Annotated in this window: 21 protein-coding genes; 11 read left to right on the top strand and 10 right to left on the bottom strand. The window is 31.3% G+C overall.

The window, feature by feature from the left end; genetic code table 11:
• Positions 1 to 3: 3 nt before the first annotated feature.
• Genes VJY32_RS06315 through VJY32_RS06305 form a run of 3 tightly spaced genes read right to left on the bottom strand, consistent with a single transcriptional unit; the run spans position 4 to position 1,591 of the window.
• A complete protein-coding gene (locus VJY32_RS06315; RefSeq protein WP_353677054.1) occupies positions 4 to 198 on the bottom strand; it encodes a type II toxin-antitoxin system antitoxin in 195 nt (64 codons plus the stop codon).
• Between the two features lies 1 nt (position 199).
• The gene (locus VJY32_RS06310) at positions 200 to 700 is read right to left on the bottom strand and encodes a hypothetical protein (RefSeq protein ID WP_353677053.1); all 501 of its coding nucleotides are present in this window, start codon (positions 698 to 700) and stop codon (positions 200 to 202) included.
• A gap of 15 nt (positions 701 to 715) precedes the next feature.
• A complete protein-coding gene (locus VJY32_RS06305; protein ID WP_353677052.1) occupies positions 716 to 1,591 on the bottom strand; it encodes an SPFH domain-containing protein in 876 nt (291 codons plus the stop codon).
• Between the two features lie 130 nt (positions 1,592 to 1,721).
• Between VJY32_RS06305 and VJY32_RS06300 the strand changes: the two genes are divergently transcribed.
• The 4 genes from VJY32_RS06300 (at position 1,722) to VJY32_RS06285 (ending at position 5,935) form a co-directional block, all read left to right on the top strand.
• The gene (locus VJY32_RS06300; RefSeq protein ID WP_353677051.1) at positions 1,722 to 2,618 is read left to right on the top strand and encodes a DUF1684 domain-containing protein; all 897 of its coding nucleotides are present in this window, start codon (positions 1,722 to 1,724) and stop codon (positions 2,616 to 2,618) included.
• A 10-nt stretch (positions 2,619 to 2,628) separates the two neighbouring features.
• Entirely contained in the window at positions 2,629 to 3,372 is a 744-nt protein-coding gene (locus VJY32_RS06295; RefSeq protein WP_353677050.1) for a sensor histidine kinase, read from the top strand.
• Entirely contained in the window at positions 3,338 to 4,102 is a 765-nt protein-coding gene (locus VJY32_RS06290; protein WP_353677049.1) for a LytR/AlgR family response regulator transcription factor, read from the top strand. The genes VJY32_RS06295 and VJY32_RS06290 overlap by 35 nt, the downstream gene beginning before the upstream one ends.
• 255 nt (positions 4,103 to 4,357) lie before the next feature.
• Positions 4,358 to 5,935 (top strand): PAS domain-containing sensor histidine kinase, encoded by a 1,578-nt coding sequence (locus tag VJY32_RS06285; RefSeq protein ID WP_353677048.1) that lies wholly within the window; start codon positions 4,358 to 4,360, stop codon positions 5,933 to 5,935.
• A gap of 42 nt (positions 5,936 to 5,977) precedes the next feature.
• Here VJY32_RS06285 and truA read toward each other — a convergent pair whose 3' ends face one another.
• Both truA and pruA read right to left on the bottom strand, forming a co-directional pair.
• Entirely contained in the window at positions 5,978 to 6,757 is a 780-nt protein-coding gene (truA, locus tag VJY32_RS06280; protein WP_353677047.1) for a tRNA pseudouridine(38-40) synthase TruA, read from the bottom strand.
• 66 nt (positions 6,758 to 6,823) lie between these two features.
• Complete coding sequence (gene pruA, locus VJY32_RS06275) at positions 6,824 to 8,461, bottom strand: L-glutamate gamma-semialdehyde dehydrogenase (protein ID WP_353677046.1); 1,638 nt, start codon at positions 8,459 to 8,461, stop codon at positions 6,824 to 6,826.
• Between the two features lie 262 nt (positions 8,462 to 8,723).
• Here pruA and VJY32_RS06270 point away from each other — a divergent pair, with 262 nt between their 5' ends.
• From VJY32_RS06270 to VJY32_RS06245, 6 genes are all read left to right on the top strand, one after another.
• Positions 8,724 to 10,031 (top strand): NfeD family protein, encoded by a 1,308-nt coding sequence (locus VJY32_RS06270; protein ID WP_353677045.1) that lies wholly within the window; start codon positions 8,724 to 8,726, stop codon positions 10,029 to 10,031.
• 38 nt (positions 10,032 to 10,069) lie between these two features.
• Positions 10,070 to 10,849, top strand: coding sequence for a slipin family protein (locus VJY32_RS06265; protein ID WP_353677044.1), 780 nt, complete (start codon positions 10,070 to 10,072; stop codon positions 10,847 to 10,849).
• Positions 10,850 to 10,860: 11 nt separating this feature from the next.
• Positions 10,861 to 12,093: an AmmeMemoRadiSam system radical SAM enzyme gene (amrS, locus tag VJY32_RS06260; protein ID WP_353677043.1), complete on the top strand. Its 1,233-nt coding sequence runs from the start codon at positions 10,861 to 10,863 to the stop codon at positions 12,091 to 12,093.
• 35 nt (positions 12,094 to 12,128) lie between these two features.
• Positions 12,129 to 13,652 carry an AmmeMemoRadiSam system protein B gene (gene amrB / locus VJY32_RS06255; RefSeq protein WP_353677042.1) on the top strand — a complete coding sequence of 508 codons (1,524 nt, stop codon included), beginning with the start codon at positions 12,129 to 12,131 and terminating at the stop codon, positions 13,650 to 13,652.
• Positions 13,633 to 15,801 (top strand): spermine/spermidine synthase domain-containing protein, encoded by a 2,169-nt coding sequence (locus tag VJY32_RS06250; protein ID WP_353677041.1) that lies wholly within the window; start codon positions 13,633 to 13,635, stop codon positions 15,799 to 15,801. Before amrB ends, VJY32_RS06250 begins: the two co-directional genes overlap by 20 nt.
• A gap of 62 nt (positions 15,802 to 15,863) precedes the next feature.
• Positions 15,864 to 16,274 carry a c-type cytochrome gene (locus VJY32_RS06245; RefSeq protein ID WP_353677040.1) on the top strand — a complete coding sequence of 137 codons (411 nt, stop codon included), beginning with the start codon at positions 15,864 to 15,866 and terminating at the stop codon, positions 16,272 to 16,274.
• A 70-nt stretch (positions 16,275 to 16,344) separates the two neighbouring features.
• Here the strand turns inward: VJY32_RS06245 and VJY32_RS06240 are convergent, their stop codons facing one another.
• From VJY32_RS06240 to VJY32_RS06220, 5 genes are all read right to left on the bottom strand, one after another.
• On the bottom strand, positions 16,345 to 17,337 hold the full coding sequence (locus VJY32_RS06240; RefSeq protein WP_353677039.1) for a class II fructose-bisphosphate aldolase: 993 nt from the start codon (positions 17,335 to 17,337) through the stop codon (positions 16,345 to 16,347).
• Between the two features lie 96 nt (positions 17,338 to 17,433).
• Positions 17,434 to 18,036, bottom strand: coding sequence for a leucyl/phenylalanyl-tRNA--protein transferase (gene aat / locus VJY32_RS06235; RefSeq protein WP_353677038.1), 603 nt, complete (start codon positions 18,034 to 18,036; stop codon positions 17,434 to 17,436).
• Positions 18,029 to 18,511 (bottom strand): DUF2721 domain-containing protein, encoded by a 483-nt coding sequence (locus VJY32_RS06230; protein ID WP_353677037.1) that lies wholly within the window; start codon positions 18,509 to 18,511, stop codon positions 18,029 to 18,031. Before VJY32_RS06230 ends, aat begins: the two co-directional genes overlap by 8 nt.
• Positions 18,512 to 18,521: 10 nt before the next feature.
• Positions 18,522 to 18,950: a CBS domain-containing protein gene (locus VJY32_RS06225; protein ID WP_353677036.1), complete on the bottom strand. Its 429-nt coding sequence runs from the start codon at positions 18,948 to 18,950 to the stop codon at positions 18,522 to 18,524.
• A 91-nt stretch (positions 18,951 to 19,041) separates the two neighbouring features.
• On the bottom strand, positions 19,042 to 20,436 hold the full coding sequence (locus VJY32_RS06220; RefSeq protein ID WP_353677035.1) for an aminopeptidase P family protein: 1,395 nt from the start codon (positions 20,434 to 20,436) through the stop codon (positions 19,042 to 19,044).
• Between the two features lie 198 nt (positions 20,437 to 20,634).
• Between VJY32_RS06220 and VJY32_RS06215 the strand changes: the two genes are divergently transcribed.
• Complete coding sequence (locus VJY32_RS06215) at positions 20,635 to 21,516, top strand: DMT family transporter (RefSeq protein WP_353677034.1); 882 nt, start codon at positions 20,635 to 20,637, stop codon at positions 21,514 to 21,516.
• The last annotated feature ends 2 nt before the right edge of the window (positions 21,517 to 21,518 follow it).

Here is a 21,518-nt window from a genome sequence, read left to right as displayed (position 1 = left end):
TATTTATTCATTTTCATTTTTAGAATTCTTTTCATTATTATCATTTGTTTCTTTCAATCTACCACTTTTACGCAAAATATCCTTCAATAAAAATTCTATTTGTGCATTGATACTTCTTAAATCATCAGCAGCCCATTTCTCCAGAGCATTATAAATATTTTCATCTATCCTTAGAAGAAATTTTTTCTTTTCTGCCATATTATTTGCTTCTTCTTTTTAACATAACATAAAACAACAACGCCAAAATCCACGGATGTTTATCAATCAAATTAGATTTTCTAATAACTTCTACTTTAGCACGCGGATAAAAAATATTATTTTTCAATTTTATTAATGTTTGATTGAATTGATCTCGAACTTCATAATTTAATCCTAACAAATCATATTTAACAAACAACTGTTCACCCACAGGCAAGAATATTGTTCCGCTCAAAGATAGAATTGGGCTTTTATAAGTTGCAAATGGGAGTTCATTATTAATATTTCTAATGCATGTTTCATTTGACCAAAAAGAATTTTTATAAAATTCTATATCATCTTTTAAAAAGCCGCTAACTGTTGCTCTTTTTGTAAAAACATTCTTAATTTTCATTTGACACAATACTTCATTCTCATATTTTAATTCGTAGGTAGTTCCAAGCAGCTGCTTTTTTACAAAAATTAATTCTTTACCAATATAATCTGAAATATTTTTATTCATGATATAAAATTAGTTTTATTGATAGAGTGTTCCGGTATTAATTACTGGTTGAGCCTGAACTTCCGATACAAGAGCAACCATTAAATTATTTACCATAGTAGCTTTTTTATCTTCATCAAGCTGAACAATATTTTGTTGACTTAAGGCTTTAAGAGCCATGTCAACCATACCAACGGCACCTTCGACAATTTTTTGTCGAGCTGCTACAACTGCCTGAGCTTGCTGTCTGCGTAACATAGCTTGAGCAATTTCTGGTGCATAAGCTAAGTAACTGATTCTTGATTCAATAACTTCAACACCAGCAATATCAAGTCGAGATTGAACTTCTTTCTTAAGTTCTTCTGCAATTTCTTGTGGATTACCACGCAACGAAAAACTTTCCTCTTCAGAAGCATCGTATGCATATTTTGTTGCAAGAGTTCTGATAGCAGTTTCACTTTGAATAGCAACAAATTGCTCATAGTTTTGAACATCAAATACAGCACGAGCAGTATCTACAACTCGCCATACTATTACAGCTGCTATTTCAATTGGATTACCATGTAAATCATTCACTTTAATTTTTTCACTATTGAAATTGTGAATTCGCAAGGAAACATTTCTTTTTACAACTAATGGATTAACCCACCAAAATCCTGTTTCTCTTACTGTCCCCAAGTATTTCCCAAAGAGAATAATTACTCTTGAGTCGTTTGGTTGAACTGCAATAAAGCCATTAAAAGCTATAACGATAAAAATCAATAACAAAATTGAAATAAACATTAAAGTTCCAGATAGAGGTTTAATACTAAGTACAAAAATTTTGTAATCCAGAATTAGTAAAGCTAAAATGATTAATAGAATTAAAAAGCCGTTAACCTTAAGAGCCTTTTTTTCATGTATTGCTTCCATTTTAAGAACCTCCTTAATTAAGCTATCACAATGATATCATATTAATATCAATTTGTCAAGTAAATTTTATAATTATGGTGATTAAGATATAATTCATTATTTTTTCAGTGTAATTAATAAAGTGTTAAAAATGAAAATAAAAAATCACTTTTATGTAATAATAATATTCATTTTTTGTTCTTGTGGAGAACCTCTCAAAGAAAAGGGAAATCTAGATTACATTGCAGAGATAAAAGCATGGCACGAAAGAAGAATTGAAAATCTCAAAAAAGAAAACGGCTGGCTCAATCTTGTTGGACTTTATTGGCTGAAAGATGGTGAGAACAAATTTGGAAGCGACAAAAGTAATGATATAATTTTCCCATCTAAAGCACCTCGTTTTATCGGGAAATTCTATTTAAAAGATTCCACTGTAAAACTTGAAATTAACGACGGGATTGATGTAATTAGCAATGGTGAAAAAATAAAGTCCCTCGAACTTAAAAATGATATGCAGGGCAACCCAACAATTCTTGAATATAATTCCCTTAGATGGTTTGTAATAAAAAGAGGAAACAAATATGGAATTAGACTTAGAGATTTAGAAAGTGAGTTGGTAAAAAACTTCAAGGGCATAGAAACATTTCCTGTTAATGAGGATTGGAAAATCGAAGCAATATTTGAACCATACATTCCGCCGAAAAAAATATTTGTTCCAAATGTACTTGGTACGATAGAAGAAGAAAATTCTCCTGGTGCTTTATTATTTAACAAAGACGGCAAAAAATTTAAGCTGGATGTCTTAGATGAAGGTAATTCATACTTTTTAATTTTTGCAGATGAAACAAGCGGAAAAGAAACATACGGTGCCGGAAGATTTCTTTATGTGAATAAACCTGATTCGACAGAAAAAATTTTTATTGACTTCAACAAAGCATATAATCCGCCGTGTGCTTTCACAAAATATGCAACTTGTCCTCTTCCGCCAAAACAAAATTATTTGAAATTGAGAATAACTGCTGGAGAAAAAAAATACGGTAATCATTAATATTATTACAATGACACATAACAAAAAAAATAAGAAAGAAAAAAATCTCTCAACTAAATCCAATAAAGAATTTTTGAGTATTACTTCTCATCAACTTCGCACACCTTTATCGACTATTTTGAGTTCTGTTGATTTATTAGAGTTATACATAAAGAAAAAAAATACAGCAAGACAATTACAGGTATTAAATAAAATCAAGAATTCAATTCTTTATTTAAGAAATGTAATTGATAACATCACCGAGCTTTATAAAAATGAAACTATTAAACCCAACATCCAAAAAATTGACATTAGAAAATTTGTTAATGATGTAATCGAAGAAATAATTATTGAAGCAAAAGAAAAACATCTAATTAATGTTCACATAGACGATACAATTAAGCAATTCAACGGAGATGAATTTATTTTAAAACAAATTTTAGTGAATTTGTTTTTAAATTCTATTAAATTTTCACCTGAAGGTGGACAAATTTTATTAAGTGTTAAAAAGACTGGTAACTTTTTAAACTTTTCTATTAGAGACGAGGGCATAGGTGTTGATGAAAAAGAAATCAAAAATTTATTTAAGCCATTTTACAGAGGGAAAAATGTTGAAAACATCCCGGGTTTTGGACTTGGGCTTGCAATAGTTTATAAACTGGTAAAATTACATAAAGGAAAAATTAAAATTACCAGTTCACTTAATAAGGGAACAGAAGTAAATGTATTAATTCCTATAAATGAAGAAAGTACTTATCATAGAAGACAATCATGACCTTGCAGATAATATTTATTTGCTGCTTAAAGAAAGAGGTTATAAACCCGTTGTAGCTTACAATGGAAATACAGCACTAAGACTCTTTCAACATGAAAAGCCGGATATAATTTTATGCGATATAATGTTATCAGATTTAAGTGGTTACAAAATCCTGAGCGAAATAAAAAAAATTGATAATATTAAATTTCCTATTTTCATTTTTCTTACAGCAAAATCACATAGAGATGAAATCAGAAAAGGGATGGAACTTGGTGCTGATGATTACATTACAAAACCATTTACATATGAAGAACTTATAAAATCAATTAATACTCAGTTAAAGAAAAGAGAAAGAATAGGAATTTCTGATTTTAAAACTGTTCAAAAAGAAGAAGATGACAAAAAGAAGCTTAATTACAATGATTACATTTTTATTAATGACAAAAAGAACCCTGGATTTTACGCAGTAAGTAATATTATAGCAATTAAAAGTATTAAAGATTACACTCATCTGATTCTTTCTGGAAATAAAAAATTCCTCTTAAGAAAACCAATGCTTTACTGGCAGGAAAAGTTGCCTTCGAATAAATTTTTAAGGATACACAGACAAACAATAATTAATCTTGATTATATAGTAAAAGTTGAAAAGGCAAGCAGTAACAGACTCAATATTTTTCTAAAAAATCTGAACGTGCCATTTCAGGTTAGTCAAAGATATTGCAAGAAAATAAAATCTCTACTTTCTTAAAATCGCTTATCTCATTATTTAATCGTTTGTCTACAATTCTTTATCTTGTTCACTCTTTAAAATTAAGTTTCGCATGCACCCTCTGTGAAAGTGGAATTGGAGTCAATAACCGTAGGTACAAAGACCTAACGGTTTCCAATTCCACTTGATAATTAAAAATCCCAGCCGTTAAATGAGAGAATTTATTTCAATCTTTTATATTAACTCTCTTTTGAGGTGCAAAGAATTTAGGGCAATAAATATGAAAGTATTCCTATGCAAAAAAACAAGAAAGAAATTCCGTTATTAAATACCGATGGCACTATTTACGATAAAAAAATCTTCCCCCATCGACATGTTCCAAAAGAACAGCTCTATAAAATTATTGCTGAGTTTTCTATAGATTGGATATACTGGCTAAATCCTCACAACAAAATTTCATATATATCTCCTTCATGCAGATATATAACTGGTTATTCACCAGAAGAATTTATTGAAGAACAAAGTCTATTAATAAAAATTATTGCCCCAGAAGACCGAGATAGATTTATATTACACACAAGAGAAGTTATTCGGGGAAAAATATTTTGCACAGAAGAATTCAAAATAATAACAAAAAATGGGGAAGAACGCTGGATTGCTCATGCCTGCCAGGCTGTATATGACGACAAGAATAAATACATCGGCAGATATATTAGCAACAGAGATGTAACTGATATAAAATTGGCATGTGAAAAAATTGAAGAAACAAAAAATTTAATATTAGAAATATATAACGACGCCTCAATTGGTACTTATCAAATTTTTCCTGACGGCAAGATAAAATCTGCTAATGCCACACTAATCAAAATGTTGGGTTATAATAATTTTCCTGAATTACAAATAGTCAATTTTGATGAAACCATAATTATAAACAAAGAAAAACGAAACTGGCTTAAAAGTATATTAAATGTCAAAGGAGTTATTAAAGATTTTGAATCAGACTGGCTTAGAAAAGATGGAACGGTAATACATGTCAGAGAACAAACAAAAGCAGTTAAAGACAGCAATGGAAATATTATCTATTATGAGGGAATCGTTCAAAATATTACAGAAAAGAAAAAAGCAGAAGAATTACTTATCGAAACTGAAATCAAAAATAAAAAACTTGAAAATCTGAAAGCAGAATTTCTTGCTACAATTTCTCATGAAATTAGAACACCAATTAATATAATTGTCAACCTGTCTCAAATGCTTAAAAACGATTTAGACAAATCAAAAAATGAGGAATTAATAGAAAGCACTCATATAATTGAAAACGAAAGTTTAAGAATTCAGCGAACAATTGATTTGATACTTGAAATTGCCCAGCTTACTGCTGATACCTACGATAGTAAACCTGAGGTTCTAAACTTGTACAACGATATTCTTAAAGATATGATTGAAAAATATCAACCAATTGCAAATAAAAAAGGTCTGGACTTTTTATTCGTTTCAAATTGTGAAAATCCTTTAATATTAGCTGATAAACATTCCTGCAAGCAAATTTTTTCCCAGTTAATTGAGAATGCTATAAAATATACATCTGAAGGCCGAGTTGAAGTTTTATTTTACAATAATTCAAAAGAAGAACCTACAATTGAAATTAAGGATACTGGAATTGGCATCGACAAAGAATTTATTCCATACCTCTTTTCTACTTTTTCACAGGAGGATAATTCATACTCAAGAATGTTTGAGGGGACAGGTCTTGGATTGGCAATTGTGAAAAAACATTGTGACTTGAACAACGCAGAAATTAATGTTAGAAGCAAGAAAGGATTTGGTTCAAGTTTCATAGTTACATTTAAGAAAAAATCAAACAGCTTAATTTAAAAAAATCCTGCAGGCATTTTAGAATTCTATACTGAGTTTCTATTAATTAATTCTTATGACAGGAATTAATTCATCTTCAAGTTTGTCATCTTTATATAAAACTTTTTCAAGAAATAATCCCGAAGGTGGTGCTGTATACTTTGCGGGTTTATCAGATTTATTTTTTAGAAAAAACTTTAAATCATCTTCAGAAAGTTTTCCTCTGCCAATCTCAACGAGTACACCAATCATTCTTCTAACTTGCTTCCATAAAAAATGTGAGCCTGTAATTCTAATCAATATTAAATTATCTACTTCTCTTAGTTGAACATTTTCGATTAATACTTTTGTAGATTTTTCTTCATTATCTTTTTCTGCAAATGATACAAAATCATGCAAGCCAATAAAAAGTGTTGAAGCTTTTTCCATTTTTTTAATATCAAGTTTATCTTTAATCCACCATACAAAAGGTTTACCAAAAGCTGTTCTTCTTCTTGATATTTGATAAATATAACTTCTTGATTTTGCATCATGTCTTGCATGAAATTTTGAGCTAACTTTTTCAACTTCAAGAATATTTATATCAGCTGGAAGTTCATCATTCAATTTCATTTTTATTACTTCAGGGGCTAAAACAGTTTTAACATCAAGATGTGCTATCTGGCATAAAGCATGGACTCCGGCATCTGTTCTGCCGGAGCCCTGAATATCAATATTATCATCATTAAATATTTTTTGAGCTGCTTCTATTAATTTCCCCTGAACGGTTCTTGCATTTTTCTGCTTTTGCCATCCACTATAACGAGTTCCTTCATATTCAATATAAAGCTTAAATCTTGCCATAATTAATCTTATATTTTACGAAACATTTTCATAAAAACATCATACATAAATGTTTTTCAAATAAATTTATTTTTCAGACATAAATGGATAGCGGTAATCTTTTGGAGGCACAAAATTTTCTTTAATTGTTCTTGCCGAAACCCATCTTAAAAGATTGAGATAACTTCCTGCTTTATCATTAGTTCCACTCGCACGCGCACCACCAAAAGGTTGTTGACCAACCACTGCACCGGTGGGTTTATCATTAATATAAAAATTACCTGCTGCATTTGTTAATATTTTATCTGCCAATTCAATTGCTTTTCTGTCCTGAGCAAAAATTGCTCCTGTTAATGAATATGGAGATGTTTCATCACAAAGATGAAGTGTCTCTTCATATTTATCATCATCATAAACAAATATTGTTAGAACAGGTCCAAAAATTTCTTCTTCCATAGTTTTAAATTTAGGATTGGTTGTTAATATAATTGTTGGTTCAATAAAGTATCCAACTGAATCATTATATTTTCCACCATAAATTATTTCTGCTTCGTTGGATTTTCTTGCAAACTCAATATAGCCTGTAATTGTGGCAAATGCATTTTTATCAATAACCGCATTCATAAAGTTTGTGAAATCAAGAACATCACCTATTTTAATCGTATTAAGTTCACTTATTAAATAGTCTTTTAATTTATTCCAGATTGATTTGGGAATATAAGCACGAGAAGCAGCAGAACATTTTTGTCCCTGATACTCAAATGCGCCACGAATTAATGCAGCTCCAAGTGCTTCAATATCCGCGCTTGAATGAGCAAATACAAAATCTTTCCCGCCTGTTTCTCCAACAATTCTTGGATAAGATTTATATTTTGGCAAATTATTAGCTACTGTTTTCCACATTGATTGGAAAGTTGCAGTGCTTCCAGTAAAATGAATTCCACCAAAGTGTTCTGAATCCATTACAATATTCCCTAATCTTGCACCAGAACCAGGGATAAAATTGATAACTCCTTCTGGCAAACCAGCAGCTTCAAGTAATTTCATAATCCAATAAGCCGAATAAACAGCACTCGATGCTGGTTTGAGAAGAGCAACATTGCCCATAATCGCAGGTGATGTAGGTAGATTCCCGCAGATTGAAGTAAAGTTGAATGGCGCAACTGCAAAGATAAAACCTTCGAGTGGTCTATATTCCATTCGATTCCACATTCCAACTGGAGAGTGAAGCGGCTGCTCTTCATATATTTTCATAGCATAATATGCATTGAACCTGAAGAAGTCAGATAACTCAGCTGCAGAATCAATTTCTGCTTGAAAAACATTTTTACTCTGACCAAGCATTGTTGCAGAATTCAAAATGTATCTCCAACCAGTTAGACTTATTAAATCAGCTGCTTTAAGAAAAACGGCAATTCTATCATGCCATTCCATTCTTGACCAGATTTTCTGAGCTTCCATTGCAGAATCAATTGCCATTTTAATTTCTTTTTCACCAGCTTTGTGATACTTAGCAAGCACAGTTTTGTGGTCGTGCGGACAGACACAATTATCCATGTCGCCCGTTCTTATTTCTTTGCCGCCAATAATTAATGGGATTTCAATTGTTTGACGAACCATTGCATTGAGCTGGTTTTTCAATGCTGTTCGCTCCGATGTTCCCGGTGCGTAACTTTTTACTGGTTCGTTTGGCGGAAATGGTACATTAAATTTTGCATTCGCCATATTATTTACCTTTTTATTGTGAAAGGATTTTTGTTACCTCTAAATTATGAAAATTTATTCTCCTTTTTATTATCAGAAAATCATAATCTATCTGTTCTTTAATTATTCCCTCTTTTTTGAAATTCAGTTCATCTCTTATTCCTTACTACTTTCATTGCTTGTTGATTAAGAATTAATTACTTTTTAACTGGTTTATGTTGATACTTTGATTTTTATGCGTGATTTTATGAATTGAATTTTAGGATAAGCCGAGGGAAAAAACATGAAGGTTTTATTACTTACATTATTTTTCTTAACAAATTTTTCTACATCTACAACCCAATCGAAAATATTTGTTATCAAGATTGATGGAACTATCAATCCTGTAGCTGCAAGTTATATTCACAATTCACTCGAGAAAGCAAAACAAGAAAAAGCAGAATGCTTAATAATACAACTTAATACTCCCGGCGGGTTACTAAAATCAACTCGTATAATTGTCAGCGATTTTTTATCTTCTGAAATTCCTGTTGTGGTTTATGTTTATCCTTCTGGGGCACAGGCTGCTTCGGCTGGAGTATTTATCACGCTTGCCTCCCACATTGCTGCAATGGCACCTGGCACTAACATCGGCGCAGCACATCCTGTAATGATGAGCGAAGGAGGAACTCAAAATAAAAAAGACAGCACAGATGTAATGATGGAAAAAGCAACAAATGATGCTGCTGCATTTATCAGAAGCATTGCAGAGAAACGACATAGAAATATTGATTGGGCAGAAAAAGCTGTTCGTCAAAGCCTTTCATTATCAGAAACAGAAGCACTTAAAGAAAATGTTGTTGATTTAATATCAAAAAATCTTGACAGCTTAATTGTTCAGTTAGATGGAAAAAAAGTTGAAACATCTACAGGCACTAAAACAATTAATACAAAAAATGCCAAACTTGAATTTATTGAAATGACAATAATCCAAAAAATTCTTGATATTATTAGCGACCCAAACATAGCATACATTCTTCTAATGATAGGAATTTATGGATTGATTTTTGAACTTAGTAATCCCGGCTCTATACTTCCCGGTATTGTTGGTGTAATTTGTCTTGTGTTAGCATTTTATTCACTTCATACTTTGCCAATTAATTATGCCGGCTTAGGTTTAATTATTTTTGCAATTATTTTATTCATTGCAGAAATTAAAGTTGTAAGCCACGGTTTATTAGCTGCTGGAGGAATTATTTCATTCATCATCGGTTCATTAATGTTAATAGATACAGACATATCAAGTGACTTCCTGAATATTTCTTTGAGTGTAATTATTACTGTAACAATATTAACGGCTCTGTTCTTTCTATTCGCTGTTGGCAAAGGAATTTCTGCTCAGAGAAGAAAACCAACTACAGGAACTGAAGGAATGATTGGTGAAATAGGAAAAGCAATTTCGAAAATTAGTCCCAATTCTTCAGGTCAAATTCTTCTTCATGGTGAAATATGGAGTGCTGATTGCAAAAATAGTGAGATTAATCCCGGAGAAAAAGTTAAGGTAATAGAAAGAGTAGACTTAAAACTTATTGTTGAAAAAGTAAATGAATAGTTCCTTATTAGATTTATAAATTAAACAGGAGAATTGAAATGGGAGCCGAAAATATTACCGTTACATTTATTATAATATTATTTGTAATAATAATTCTTGCTAGTGCAATAAGAATTTTGAGAGAATATGAACGCGGCGTCATCTTTCGATTGGGAAGATTAATTCCAACAAAAGGGCCCGGTTTAATCTTTCTAATACCTATCGTTGATAGAATGGTTAGAGTAAGTTTAAGAGTTGTTGCAATGGAAGTGCCGCCGCAGGATGTAATTACAAAAGATAACATTTCAATTAAAGTTAGTGCTGTGGTTTACTTTAGAGTTATAGATGCTGCAAAAGCTGTTGTTGAAGTAGAAAATTATCTGTATGCAACTTCTCAACTTGCACAAACAACTCTAAGAAGTATGCTTGGACAATCTGAACTTGATGAGCTTTTAACAGAAAGAGAAAAAATCAATAGACATCTTCAAGAAACTATTGATACTCATACTGCACCGTGGGGCATAAAAGTTTCTCTTGTTGAAGTAAAGAATGTTGATTTGCCAGTTGAAATGCAGAGAGCAATAGCTCGACAGGCAGAAGCAGAAAGAGAACGACGTGCTAAAGTAATTCATGCTGAAGGTGAATATCAGGCATCGCAACGCCTTGCTGATGCATCAAAAATTATTAGCAGTTCACCTTATGCACTGCAGCTGAGATTCTTACAAACATTGGTCGAAGTTGCAGCTGAAAAAAATTCTACTACTATTTTTCCTGTTCCGATTGACTTATTCAAACCATTTTTTGAATTAATGGAAAAAGCTAAAAAAGAAGAAAAATAATTTTATAAAAAATGTTTAAGGAAAAATATTCACGTCGTAATTTTATAAAAACAAATTTCTATCTTGGAGGAGCTCTTGCTTTTATTTCTTTTTTGCCGGAAGATTTATTTGCTTTTATTAATGAAAAATTTCAATCAGATTATAAAAAAGAACTTTACAAATATGCACCTATAGCTCGATACTGGGTTTCTACAGAATCAAAAAATGTCAATTGTCAAATTTGTCACACGCCTTCTCAAATTTCAGGAATAAATCAATTTGAACACAAAGAAACAATTATCAAATGCCAGCTTTGTGCACAAGGATGTGTTATTAAAGAAGGTGAGCGAGGCAAATGTCGTGCAAGAATGAATATTGATGGAAAACTCAAAAGTCTTGTTTATGGAAGACCTGTTTCAATTCATGTTGACCCAATAGAGAAAAAACCTTTTTATCATTTTCTGCCGGGCAGTCAGGCATTCTCTCTTGCAACTGCAGGCTGTCCTTTGGCATGTCAATTCTGTCAAAACTGGGAAATATCTCAAGCAAAACCGGAAGACTTTCAGGTTGAATACATTTCACCCGAAAAAATTGTCGCTGCTTCATTTTCTCAAAATGTACCTGTAATTGCTTTTACTTATAATGAACCAACTGTTTTCACAGAATATTTAATTGATATTGCAAAACTTGCAAAGAGAAAAAATATTAGGAGTGTTTTAATTAGTTGTGGATTTATGAATGAAGAACCGCTCAAAGAGATGTGCGAAGTTCTTGATGCAATTAAAATTGACCTCAAAGGTTTCAGCGAAGAATTTTATAGAAAAGTATCGGCTGCAGAATTAAAACCAGTTCTAAAAAGCATAAAACAAATTTCAAAAACTGGAACACATCTTGAAATTGTAAATCTTGTTGTTCCTACACTGAATGATTCAGATAAAATGCTAAACGACCTTTCAAGCTGGATTGTAAACGAAGTAGGTCCGGATGTCCCTGTTCATTTTACAAGATTTCATCCTGATTACAAATTACTAAACCTCCCTCCTACACCAATTTCAACACTTGAAAAGGCAAGAGATATTGCATTGTCTAAAGGAATTCATTATGCGTTTATTGGAAATGTGCCGGGACATCCGGGCAATTCAACATACTGTCCAAAATGTGGAAAAGTTGTAATAAAAAGAACAGGAATGTTTACAACAGAAATTCATTTAAAAAATGGGAAATGCGAATACTGTGGACAAATAATTGCAGGTGTATGGAAATAATTATTTTAATTTATGATTGACAAAGGAAGAAAAAAATGAAAAAGTTTTTATACCTCCTGCTTTTTACAATAACATTTTTTTCTTGCAAGGCAGAAAAAAATTCCGGCAGTATTACTGATTCAACTCGTTATCCTGTTTTTGCCGGACAATTTTATTCTGCCGACTCAATCATCTTAAAGAAACAAATAGAAATTTTTTTAGAGAATGCAAAAACAAAAACTGCAGACAGCATAATTGCAATCATTGTTCCTCATGCTGGTTATATTTATTCAGGTCAAATTGCTGCAGATGCTTTCAATCAAGTTAAAAATGAAAAGTTCGATTTAATTGTAATACTTGGAACAAATCATACAACACCAAATTTCTACGGGATTTCTATTTATCCAAATGGTTCTTTTTCTACACCAATTGGTTCACTCAAAATTGATAATAAAACTGCAGAAGAATTATTAAAAAAAGATATTGATGTTACTACTAATCTTACTGTTCATGCAAAAGAGCATTCAATTGAAGTTCAACTGCCTTTTATAAAATATTTATTCCCTGATACAAAAATTCTTCCTGTGATTGTTGGTTCATCGGATATTAATTTATGCAACCGATTTGGAAAAGCTCTCGCTGAGATTTTACAAAATAAAAAATCACTAATAGTTGTTAGTTCTGACTTTTCCCACTATCCAAATTTTGATGATGCCATTAAAGTTGACAATATTACACTCAAATCAATCACAGAATTAAATCCTGAAAAAATTAAAAATGTCTTAAACAAACAATTGCAAAAAGGTATAGCACAACTTGTAACATGTGCCTGCGGCGAAGCTCCAATTATAGCCGGAATTTGCACAGCAAATGAACTTGGGGCTAAAAGTGCAAAAATAATCAGCTATTGTAATTCAGGATACAATCCTGTGGGTTCTACTGACAGAGTGGTTGGTTATGGGGCAGTAGTAATTTCAAAAAAAACATACAATGAAACTGCAGATGTTGATACATTAATAATCGATAATTCTTATCAATTAACTTCTTCCGATAAAAAATTTCTTTTAAGATTTGCTCGTAACACTCTTAAACAATATTTTATGACGCAAACAGTTCCTATACCTCGAGATATGAATCAAAAACTTAAAGTTAAACGAGGTGCATTTGTTACACTTAAAAAACATGGAGAGCTGCGCGGATGTATTGGTCGCATGGCCGAAGATACTCCACTCTGTACACTAATTGGTGCTATGGCTCTTCAATCTGCTTTTAACGACACACGATTTAGACCATTAACAAAAAATGAACTTGAGCAAATAGAAATTGAAATTTCTGTTTTAACACCATACAAAAAAATCAATAATGCAGATGAAATTGTTCTTGGCAGAGATGGAGTAATTGTAAAAAAAGGAAATCGGCAAGCAGTTTTCCTGCCGCAGGTTGCAACTGAAACAGGATGGAGTAAAGAAGTATTTTTAGACCAACTTTGTTTTAAGGCAGGCTTAAAAGCTAACGACTGGAAAAATGCTGAACTTTATACTTTTCAGGCAGAAGTATTCAGTGAAAAAGATTTTAATTAGTCCCAAAACCATATCCATAATTTATCTTTGTGCTGTTGGATTTTTTTCAATCCTTGCACAGGTTGTAATACTTAGAGAATTAAATGTTGCTTTCTATGGAATCGAATTAATTTATGTTCTTTCATTTGGTATCTGGTTAATTGGTTCTGCTGCAGGAGCATCAATCGGTAAACGCGCCTTCGTGCCGAAAAGAAATCATATTCAATTTCTATTTTATTTATCAAATTTATTTTTGCTTGCTGATTTTGTATTCATTCGTGCTTTAAGAAAAAGCTTTGGTTCTGTTGCCGGCAGTTATCTCCCATTTTTTCAACAAATAATTATTTTATTAATTGCTTTAATTCCACTTAGTATAATTGCAGGATTATTATTTCAATGGACAGCAAAAGATTTTCTCGATAAAAATGAAACTCTGGCAAAAGCATATGCAGTCGAAAGTGTCGGAGGAGTTGCTGGCGGTTTGTGTTCTACTTTATCTTTGAGTTTAAGAATAAATAACTTTTCAACGGCTCTTTTCTGTTGTTTAATATTAACAATTGTAGCATCGTTATCATTAGAAAAAAACAGAAAGATAAACAAACTTTTCACAAGTTTAATATTTGCAATCACTTTTCTTCTATTCGTTTTTAATCAAAAAATTGATTACTACATGAATCTATGGAATCATCCTTTTCTAATTAAATCAATTGATACTCCTTACGGACGTATTTCAATTTCATCATTTGAAAATCAGATAAATGTTTTTATTGATGATGCTCTTGCTTACGAAACCAGCAGCTTTGATGCAGAAGAGATTGTACATCTGTCAACTTTACAACTTGAAAAGATAGATAATGTTCTTGTACTCGGCGGAGGTTTTGAAGGAATTATTAATGAGTTATTGAAATTGCCTGTTAAAAAAATTGAATATGTTGAAATCAATAAAGAATTAATCGACATAGTTAAAAATTATTTACCCGAAAATTTATCGAACCCGCTGAGAAATCAAAAGGTAGAAATAATTTATGACGACCCGAGAAAATTTTTGCGTAATAAACATTCTTATGATTTGATTCTAATTGGAATGCCTGAACCAATGTCAGCACAAAACAATCGATTTTATACTAAGGAATTTTTTCAGCAATGCTATAATTCTTTAACTCAAACTGGCATTCTTACTTTTAGAATTCGTTCTTCAGAGAACATCTGGACAAATCAATTAAAGGAAAGAAATAAAAGTATCTTCAATGCTCTTAAAACAAGTTTTAAAGACATAACCGTTCTTCCCGGTGTAATTTTTATTGCTTCAAAATCAAATTTGATAAAAGATGTTTCATTACTCGTCAACAGATTTAACGAAAGAAAACCCGAAACAAAATTAGTTTCACCTCAATACATCAATTATATTTTTACTAACGACAGGTTTTATGAAATTCAAAAAATATTTAATGAACCGTCGGAGAACATAAATACAGATTTACAGCCTGTTTGCTATGCATATACAACATCAATCTGGTTATCAAAATTTTTTCCTGATTTATCATATAAAAAAATTCCATTTCAAAACTCAAAGAAAGAGTTATTAATAATTGCTTTAATAATTTTACTGGTATTTTCTCTTATCATAAGAAAGTTCAGCAATTTCAAAAGAATTGTGATTGTTTTTACTGCAGGATTTACAGGAATGATTTTAGAAGTTATACTTATAATCATCTATCAAAATCAAAATGGAATTTTGTATAGAGATATAGGACTTCTGCTAACATCTTTTATGATTGGCTTATCGCTTGGTGCATATTTAGTTAATTATTTTGTAGGTTCTTTCAAAGAAAAAGAAAAGTATTTAGGAATAATGCTCATCATTTCATTTCTGCTTTTGAATTTGTCTGTTTACTATTTAATGAAAACTATTTTACAAAGCAGTCTAATAATTTTTCTCATTTTACTTTTACTCGATGGATTTTTAACCGCAGGAATTTTCTCTTTTGCCTGTTTTTACAAAACAGAAAATCAGAAGAATTTAATTTCGCAGCTATATGCATCAGATTTAATTGGTGGATGCACTGGTTCATTAATTGCAAGTTTAATATTAATACCTTTCTACGGATTACCTTTTTCAATTTTATTTCTTGCTGTTATGTTGTTCTACAATTTAATATTAATTAAATGAAAAATTGTAATTAGTCTTCCTACCTATTAATTTTACAATTGAAAAACGAAAGGAAAAACTATATGACAAATGCTCAAAAATGGCTTGCTGCTTTTTTAAGTTTATTCATAGTACTCTTCATATTAGGCAGAATTACAAAACCAAAAGAAGAGACACAGACTTCTATAAATTATGTTGAAAAGACAATGCAGTCGAATGAAGAGAAGGACGGGTTAACATTAATCCGTGAAAATGGTTGTACTTCCTGTCACGGACAAAATCTTGAAGGAAGCAACATTGCCCCGGCACTCGTTCAAATAAATAAATACTGGAATAGAGACAATTTAATCAATTATCTAAGAAATCCATCTTCTTACAGTAATAAAAGACTGAAGCAATACAGATTGAAATACAAAAACATTGTAATGCCTTCATTTAATAATCTTGATGTAAAAGATTTAGGAAAGATTGCAGATTATTTATTAACAAGATGAGCTAAAGAAAAATTTATTATATAAAATAAAGGGAATCCATCTTGCTTGAATGGATTCCCTTTTTTGTTACTTATGCTTTATTTGCACTTCCAAGCACATTAATAATTTTATGCTTGTATAATTCTTTCAATGCTTCGCGTGCAGGACCAAGATATTTTCTTGGGTCAAACTCTGCAGGATTTTCTGCCAATACTTTTCTGATAGCTGCAGTCATAGCCAATCTTCCATCCGAATCTATATTAATTTTGCAAACTGCTGACGCAGCTGCACGACGCAACTGGTCTTCTGGAATTCCTACAGCATCTTTTAATTTCCCGCCATAACTGTTAATTGTTTTGACTAATTCAACTGGAACAGAAGAAGCTCCATGCAGAACAATTGGGAATCCAGGAATTCTTTTTTCAATTTCTTCAAGTATATCAAATCTAAGCGGCGGAGGAATTAGAATCCCATCTTCAGTTCTTGTACATTGTTCAGGTTTGAATTTATTAGCACCATGTGATGTGCCAATTGAAATTGCAAGAGAATCAACGCCGGTTTTACTTACAAAATCCTCTACTTCTTCAGGTTTTGTATAATGTGTAACCTCGCTTGAAACTTCATCTTCAATTCCTGCAAGAACACCTAGTTCACCTTCTACAGATACATCGAATTGATGAGCATATTCAACTACTTTTCTTGTAAGTTCAACATTTTGTTCATATGGTAAATGTGAACCATCAATCATAACAGATGAAAAACCTGATTCAATACAGGATTTGCAAAGTTCAAAACTATCGCCGTGGTCAAGGTGCAGAACGATTGGAATATCATATCCAAGTTCATGAGCATATTCTACTGCTCCTTTTGCAAGATGTTTTAACAATGTTTGATTGGCATATTTACGAGCTCCGCTTGATACCTGCAGAATTACAGGAGATTTAGTTTCAACACAAGCACCAATAATTGCCTGAAGTTGTTCAAGGTTATTAAAATTGAAAGCTGGAATAGCATATCCACCTTTCACTGCTTTTTGAAACAGCTCTTTTGAGTTTACTAAGCCTAATTCTTTGTAATGTATCATTGTACTCGCCATTTTGTTAATTAATAATCATAATTTCGTTCATAAGTATAAAAAAAATATGAGGATTTATCAAAGATGAGCAGAATTTTTGGCAGGTCAATTAAAATTTACTTTCTTTTCATGTGCTCTTAGAAGCAACTCTGTATACTCATCAAAAGAAATTTCGACTGCACCAAACATTCTCAAATGTTCTGTTTGAAATTGCACATCAAGCAAAACAAATTCTTTTTTATTCAAATGTTCTATTAATCTAACAAGTGCACACTTAGAAGCCTGTGATACTTTTGAAAACATTGATTCACCAAAAAAGGCTCCTCTATATGTTACTCCATAAAGACCACCAACTAATTCATTGTTCTGATAGACTTCGACAGAATGCAGATAACCAAGTTTAATTAATCCTTTGTATGCTTCGATTAATTCTTCGGAAATCCATGTTTTTGGTCTTTTAGAACAATTAATTATAACTTCGATAATTTTAGAATCAATCTTGTATTCGAAATTTGATTTCTCCATAAACTTTCTTAGTGAGCGTGGAATATTATAATTATCAAGAGGAATGATAGTTCTAATTTCAGGCAAATACCATTCTATATTTCCATCGTCATCTGCCATGGGAAATGCACCCTGAGCATAAAGTTGAATCATATTTTCTGGTTTTAATAAATTTTTCTTTGAAATGATTCTTTGTTCATTCATGAGACTCTACTTCAAATTTTATAATATCGTAACCCTTTTTGGATTCTATCGCGGTAAAAAAGGCACCAAGAAAAACCTGAAGCATTCCAAGCAAAAATGCTGTAGTAATAAATGCATCAAGACCATCAACAGAAAATATTGAAGTAATGCCAAGTAAAATTGAGCACAGAACAAAAAGAGCTACTGCGCTTACAAAACTTAGTACAGAATTTCTTACAAGTTTCACACGATAAACAAGTGCATCAATCTGTTTTGCAATGCTTGCAAGCCTAACATTATCTTCTGTTGTGTAAGGACCTTCGCCTATCTTCAAAAGTAACCTTCTTTTTTCTTCGTTCAGGAGTCTTATTCTATTTGCAACCATTGAATACCGGCTATTCATTCCAAGCAACAAAAGACCGCAAGCATTAATCATAACTGCTGGTGCAAGCATCAATTGTATAATATTTACCGCATTAATATTTAAGGAAAACATTTTACCTTACCTATTTTGAATAAATGTAATTATGAAGAACTTCTATTGTTTCTTTTTGAACTTTCAAATCTATCTCTAATAAATCCCTTATAGAAAGTATTCCGGCTAATTTTTCATTTTCAATAATCAGAATATGTCTTGTGCCGCGGTCTTTCATTTTCTTTAAGCATTCTTCATAAGTCTCATTAATATCTGCAATAACCAAATCTTTAGACATAACATCGTCGACTTTAGTAGTTTTCAAATCAAGATTATTTGCAATCACACGTCTTACCAAATCTCTTTCTGAAAATACCCCGAGAAGTTTTCCATCGTCGCCAAGTACTGGTACAAGACCAATATTATGCTCTGCCATAAAAAGAACTGTATCATAAATATTGGTTCCGGATTTAACTGTCAATATTTTTTTTGAAAGTACTTTTTCTTTTATTGATTTCATTTTACCTCCTAATTTCTATTCAGTCTTAATGTCCATTTTAATCTAATATTTTTGGACAATGAATTGCAAGAAAAAAAATCATCTGCAAATTCTAAATTTTACTTGATGAAACTTCTTCCACTTCATCAACAAACTTTGGAATTGGTTTCCCAAGAACTTTACTTCCTGTCTCAGTTACAAGAACATCATCTTCAATTCTAATTCCACCAAAATTTTTATATGCTTGTAATTTCTGGTAATTAATAAATTGAGTAAATTTTTTTTCTGCTTCCCATTTTTCAATCAGTTGAGGAATAAAATAAATACCTGGTTCAACAGTAATTACAATTCCAGGGACAAGTGCTTTTGCATAACGCAGTGATTTTAGACCGAACTGAGAACTTCTTTTAATTTTATTATCATAACCAAAATTGCTTTCCCCAAAATTTTCGAGATCATGAACATCAAGTCCAAGCAGATGTCCAAGTCCATGCGGAAAGAAAAGAGCATGAGCCCCTTCTTTTACTGCCTGCTTTACATCGCCTTTCATCAGTCCAAGTGCTTTTAATCCATCGGCAATAACTGTAGATGCTTTCAAGTGAATATCTTTATAACTAACTCCTGGCTTAATTGATTTTATAGCTGTTAATTGTGCAAGCAATACAATTTCATATATTTCTTTTTGCATCTGAGTAAATTTTCCACTTACAGGAAATGTTCTTGTTATATCACTTGCATAATGTAAAAGACTTTCTGCCCCGGAATCATTTACAACTATATCTCCATTGTTTAATTTATTTCCATAAAAATGATTATGAAGAGTTTCCCCATGTTTTGAAAATATTACTGGAAAAGAAAGACCGCTTCCCATTGAAATTGCAATGCCTTCAATAAATCCAGCAACTTCTTTTTCCATCATTCCAGCTTTTGCAAATTTCATTGCAGCAACCTGCATTTCGTATGCTATTGATATTGCTTTTTCAATTTCTTCTAATTCTTCCTTAGATTTTACAGCCCGTTGTTCTGCCACAGCTTTAATCAATTCCTGTGAAGCATAATCATTCACTCTTGAGGCATCAATGCCAAGCAGAATTTGCAACTTAATCATATTACTATGCCGATACTGAGGAATGAAGTGAATTTTTCTTCCTTTTGCTAAAGCAGCCTTCAGAATATTTTCCAGTTCGTTCATCTTAAAAGTTAGATTAACTCCGCATTTTGCTGCTTTTTGTTTTACAGTTTTCTGTGGTCCCATCCAGACGATTTCATCAATAGTAAAATCATTTCCAAAAATCATTTCTTTGTTTTCATCAATATCTATAATAGCTGCAAAATTTGGTTCATCAATTCCAAAGTAATAAAGAAATGTGCTGTCCTGACGAAATTTATAAGCATTATCTGCATAATTCATAGGGGATTCATCATTTCCTAGAAAAAGAATTAATCCTTTTTCAATTTTTTTCTTCAATTCAGTTCTTCTTTGTTTATAAATTTTTGCTGAAAACATATTCCACCTTTTGATAAGTAATTATTTATTGCCAATATCAAAATAGTGTATTGGGTTCAAACAAAAAATAAATTTATTTGACACAGTAAAAAATATGCCTCGCTAATTTTAACCTATTAACATAGTTGATTCATGATAGTAGTTTGACTTGTCATACAGGTTTAATTATAATACAATTATAAATAAAATTATTTTTTAATGAACAATAAGTTAAAATCATTTTTATTTGCTATTGCTTCAATCATACTATGGTCAACTTCGGCCACAGCATTTAAACTTACACTAAAAGGAATGAGTGTTACTCATTTGTTGTTAATTTCTTCTTTAACTAGCACTATTATTTTTTTTGTCTTCGAGTTCATCAATAATAAAAAAAATATTTATTTAATAATCAAAGGAAAAGATTTTAAAAACAATCTGGTTCTTGGCATTATTAATCCTTTTCTTTATTACTTAATTTTATTTAAGGCATACTCAATATTGCCTGCTCAGGAAGCTCTTCCTTTAAATTATACATGGCCTATAGTTATTTCAATTTTTTCTGTTCTGTTCTTAAAAAATAAATTGACTTTGAGGACTATACTTGGTTTGTTCATAGCTTTCACTGGCGTAATTATTATTGCAACAAGAGGAAATTTAATAAGTCTTCATTTTCACAACATTACTGGAGTAAGCCTTGCCATTGGAAGTTCTGTTGTTTGGGGTTTATTCTGGATATTAAATTTACTTGACAGCAGAGAACCGTCAGAAAAACTTTTTGGTTCATTCTTGTTTGGGACAATATTAATTGGTATCTATACTTTATTTTTTGAAAATCATTTTGATTTCGAACCAAAGTATTTTTTAGGTTCGGTTTACATCGGTTTTTTTGAAATGGGGATAACATTTTTTCTCTGGATGAAAGCATTATCGTTAAGTGAAAATAAAGCACATACTGCCACTCTTGCTTATCTTTCTCCTTTTATCTCATTGATTTTTATCTCTGTTATTCTTGGAGAAAAACTATTTGCTTCTTCAATTTTAGGATTAATTTTTATTGTTGGCGGGATTATTATTCAGCAAATAAAAACAAACAATTAAAA

Origin of the sequence: Rosettibacter primus (genome assembly GCF_036860675.1) — a bacterium.
In the GTDB taxonomy this organism is placed as follows: Bacteria; Bacteroidota; Ignavibacteria; order Ignavibacteriales; family Melioribacteraceae; genus Rosettibacter; species Rosettibacter primus.
This window is presented reverse-complemented; position numbering and strand designations above follow the sequence as displayed.

What these genes read in the sequence shown, in the direction of transcription:
- VJY32_RS06315 (WP_353677054.1), bottom strand. Translation starts at nt 198, where the DNA reads ATGGCAGAAAAGAAAAAATTTCTTCTAAGGATAGATGAAAATATTTAT.
- VJY32_RS06310 (WP_353677053.1), bottom strand. Translation starts at nt 700, where the DNA reads ATGAATAAAAATATTTCAGATTATATTGGTAAAGAATTAATTTTTGTA.
- VJY32_RS06305 (WP_353677052.1), bottom strand. Translation starts at nt 1,591, where the DNA reads ATGGAAGCAATACATGAAAAAAAGGCTCTTAAGGTTAACGGCTTTTTA.
- VJY32_RS06300 (WP_353677051.1), top strand. Translation starts at nt 1,722, where the DNA reads ATGAAAATAAAAAATCACTTTTATGTAATAATAATATTCATTTTTTGT.
- VJY32_RS06295 (WP_353677050.1), top strand. Translation starts at nt 2,629, where the DNA reads ATGACACATAACAAAAAAAATAAGAAAGAAAAAAATCTCTCAACTAAA.
- VJY32_RS06290 (WP_353677049.1), top strand. Translation starts at nt 3,338, where the DNA reads ATGAAGAAAGTACTTATCATAGAAGACAATCATGACCTTGCAGATAAT.
- VJY32_RS06285 (WP_353677048.1), top strand. Translation starts at nt 4,358, where the DNA reads ATGCAAAAAAACAAGAAAGAAATTCCGTTATTAAATACCGATGGCACT.
- truA (WP_353677047.1), bottom strand. Translation starts at nt 6,757, where the DNA reads ATGGCAAGATTTAAGCTTTATATTGAATATGAAGGAACTCGTTATAGT.
- pruA (WP_353677046.1), bottom strand. Translation starts at nt 8,461, where the DNA reads ATGGCGAATGCAAAATTTAATGTACCATTTCCGCCAAACGAACCAGTA.
- VJY32_RS06270 (WP_353677045.1), top strand. Translation starts at nt 8,724, where the DNA reads ATGAAGGTTTTATTACTTACATTATTTTTCTTAACAAATTTTTCTACA.
- VJY32_RS06265 (WP_353677044.1), top strand. Translation starts at nt 10,070, where the DNA reads ATGGGAGCCGAAAATATTACCGTTACATTTATTATAATATTATTTGTA.
- amrS (WP_353677043.1), top strand. Translation starts at nt 10,861, where the DNA reads ATGTTTAAGGAAAAATATTCACGTCGTAATTTTATAAAAACAAATTTC.
- amrB (WP_353677042.1), top strand. Translation starts at nt 12,129, where the DNA reads ATGAAAAAGTTTTTATACCTCCTGCTTTTTACAATAACATTTTTTTCT.
- VJY32_RS06245 (WP_353677040.1), top strand. Translation starts at nt 15,864, where the DNA reads ATGACAAATGCTCAAAAATGGCTTGCTGCTTTTTTAAGTTTATTCATA.
- VJY32_RS06240 (WP_353677039.1), bottom strand. Translation starts at nt 17,337, where the DNA reads ATGATACATTACAAAGAATTAGGCTTAGTAAACTCAAAAGAGCTGTTT.
- aat (WP_353677038.1), bottom strand. Translation starts at nt 18,036, where the DNA reads ATGAATGAACAAAGAATCATTTCAAAGAAAAATTTATTAAAACCAGAA.
- VJY32_RS06230 (WP_353677037.1), bottom strand. Translation starts at nt 18,511, where the DNA reads ATGTTTTCCTTAAATATTAATGCGGTAAATATTATACAATTGATGCTT.
- VJY32_RS06225 (WP_353677036.1), bottom strand. Translation starts at nt 18,950, where the DNA reads ATGAAATCAATAAAAGAAAAAGTACTTTCAAAAAAAATATTGACAGTT.
- VJY32_RS06220 (WP_353677035.1), bottom strand. Translation starts at nt 20,436, where the DNA reads ATGTTTTCAGCAAAAATTTATAAACAAAGAAGAACTGAATTGAAGAAA.
- VJY32_RS06215 (WP_353677034.1), top strand. Translation starts at nt 20,635, where the DNA reads ATGAACAATAAGTTAAAATCATTTTTATTTGCTATTGCTTCAATCATA.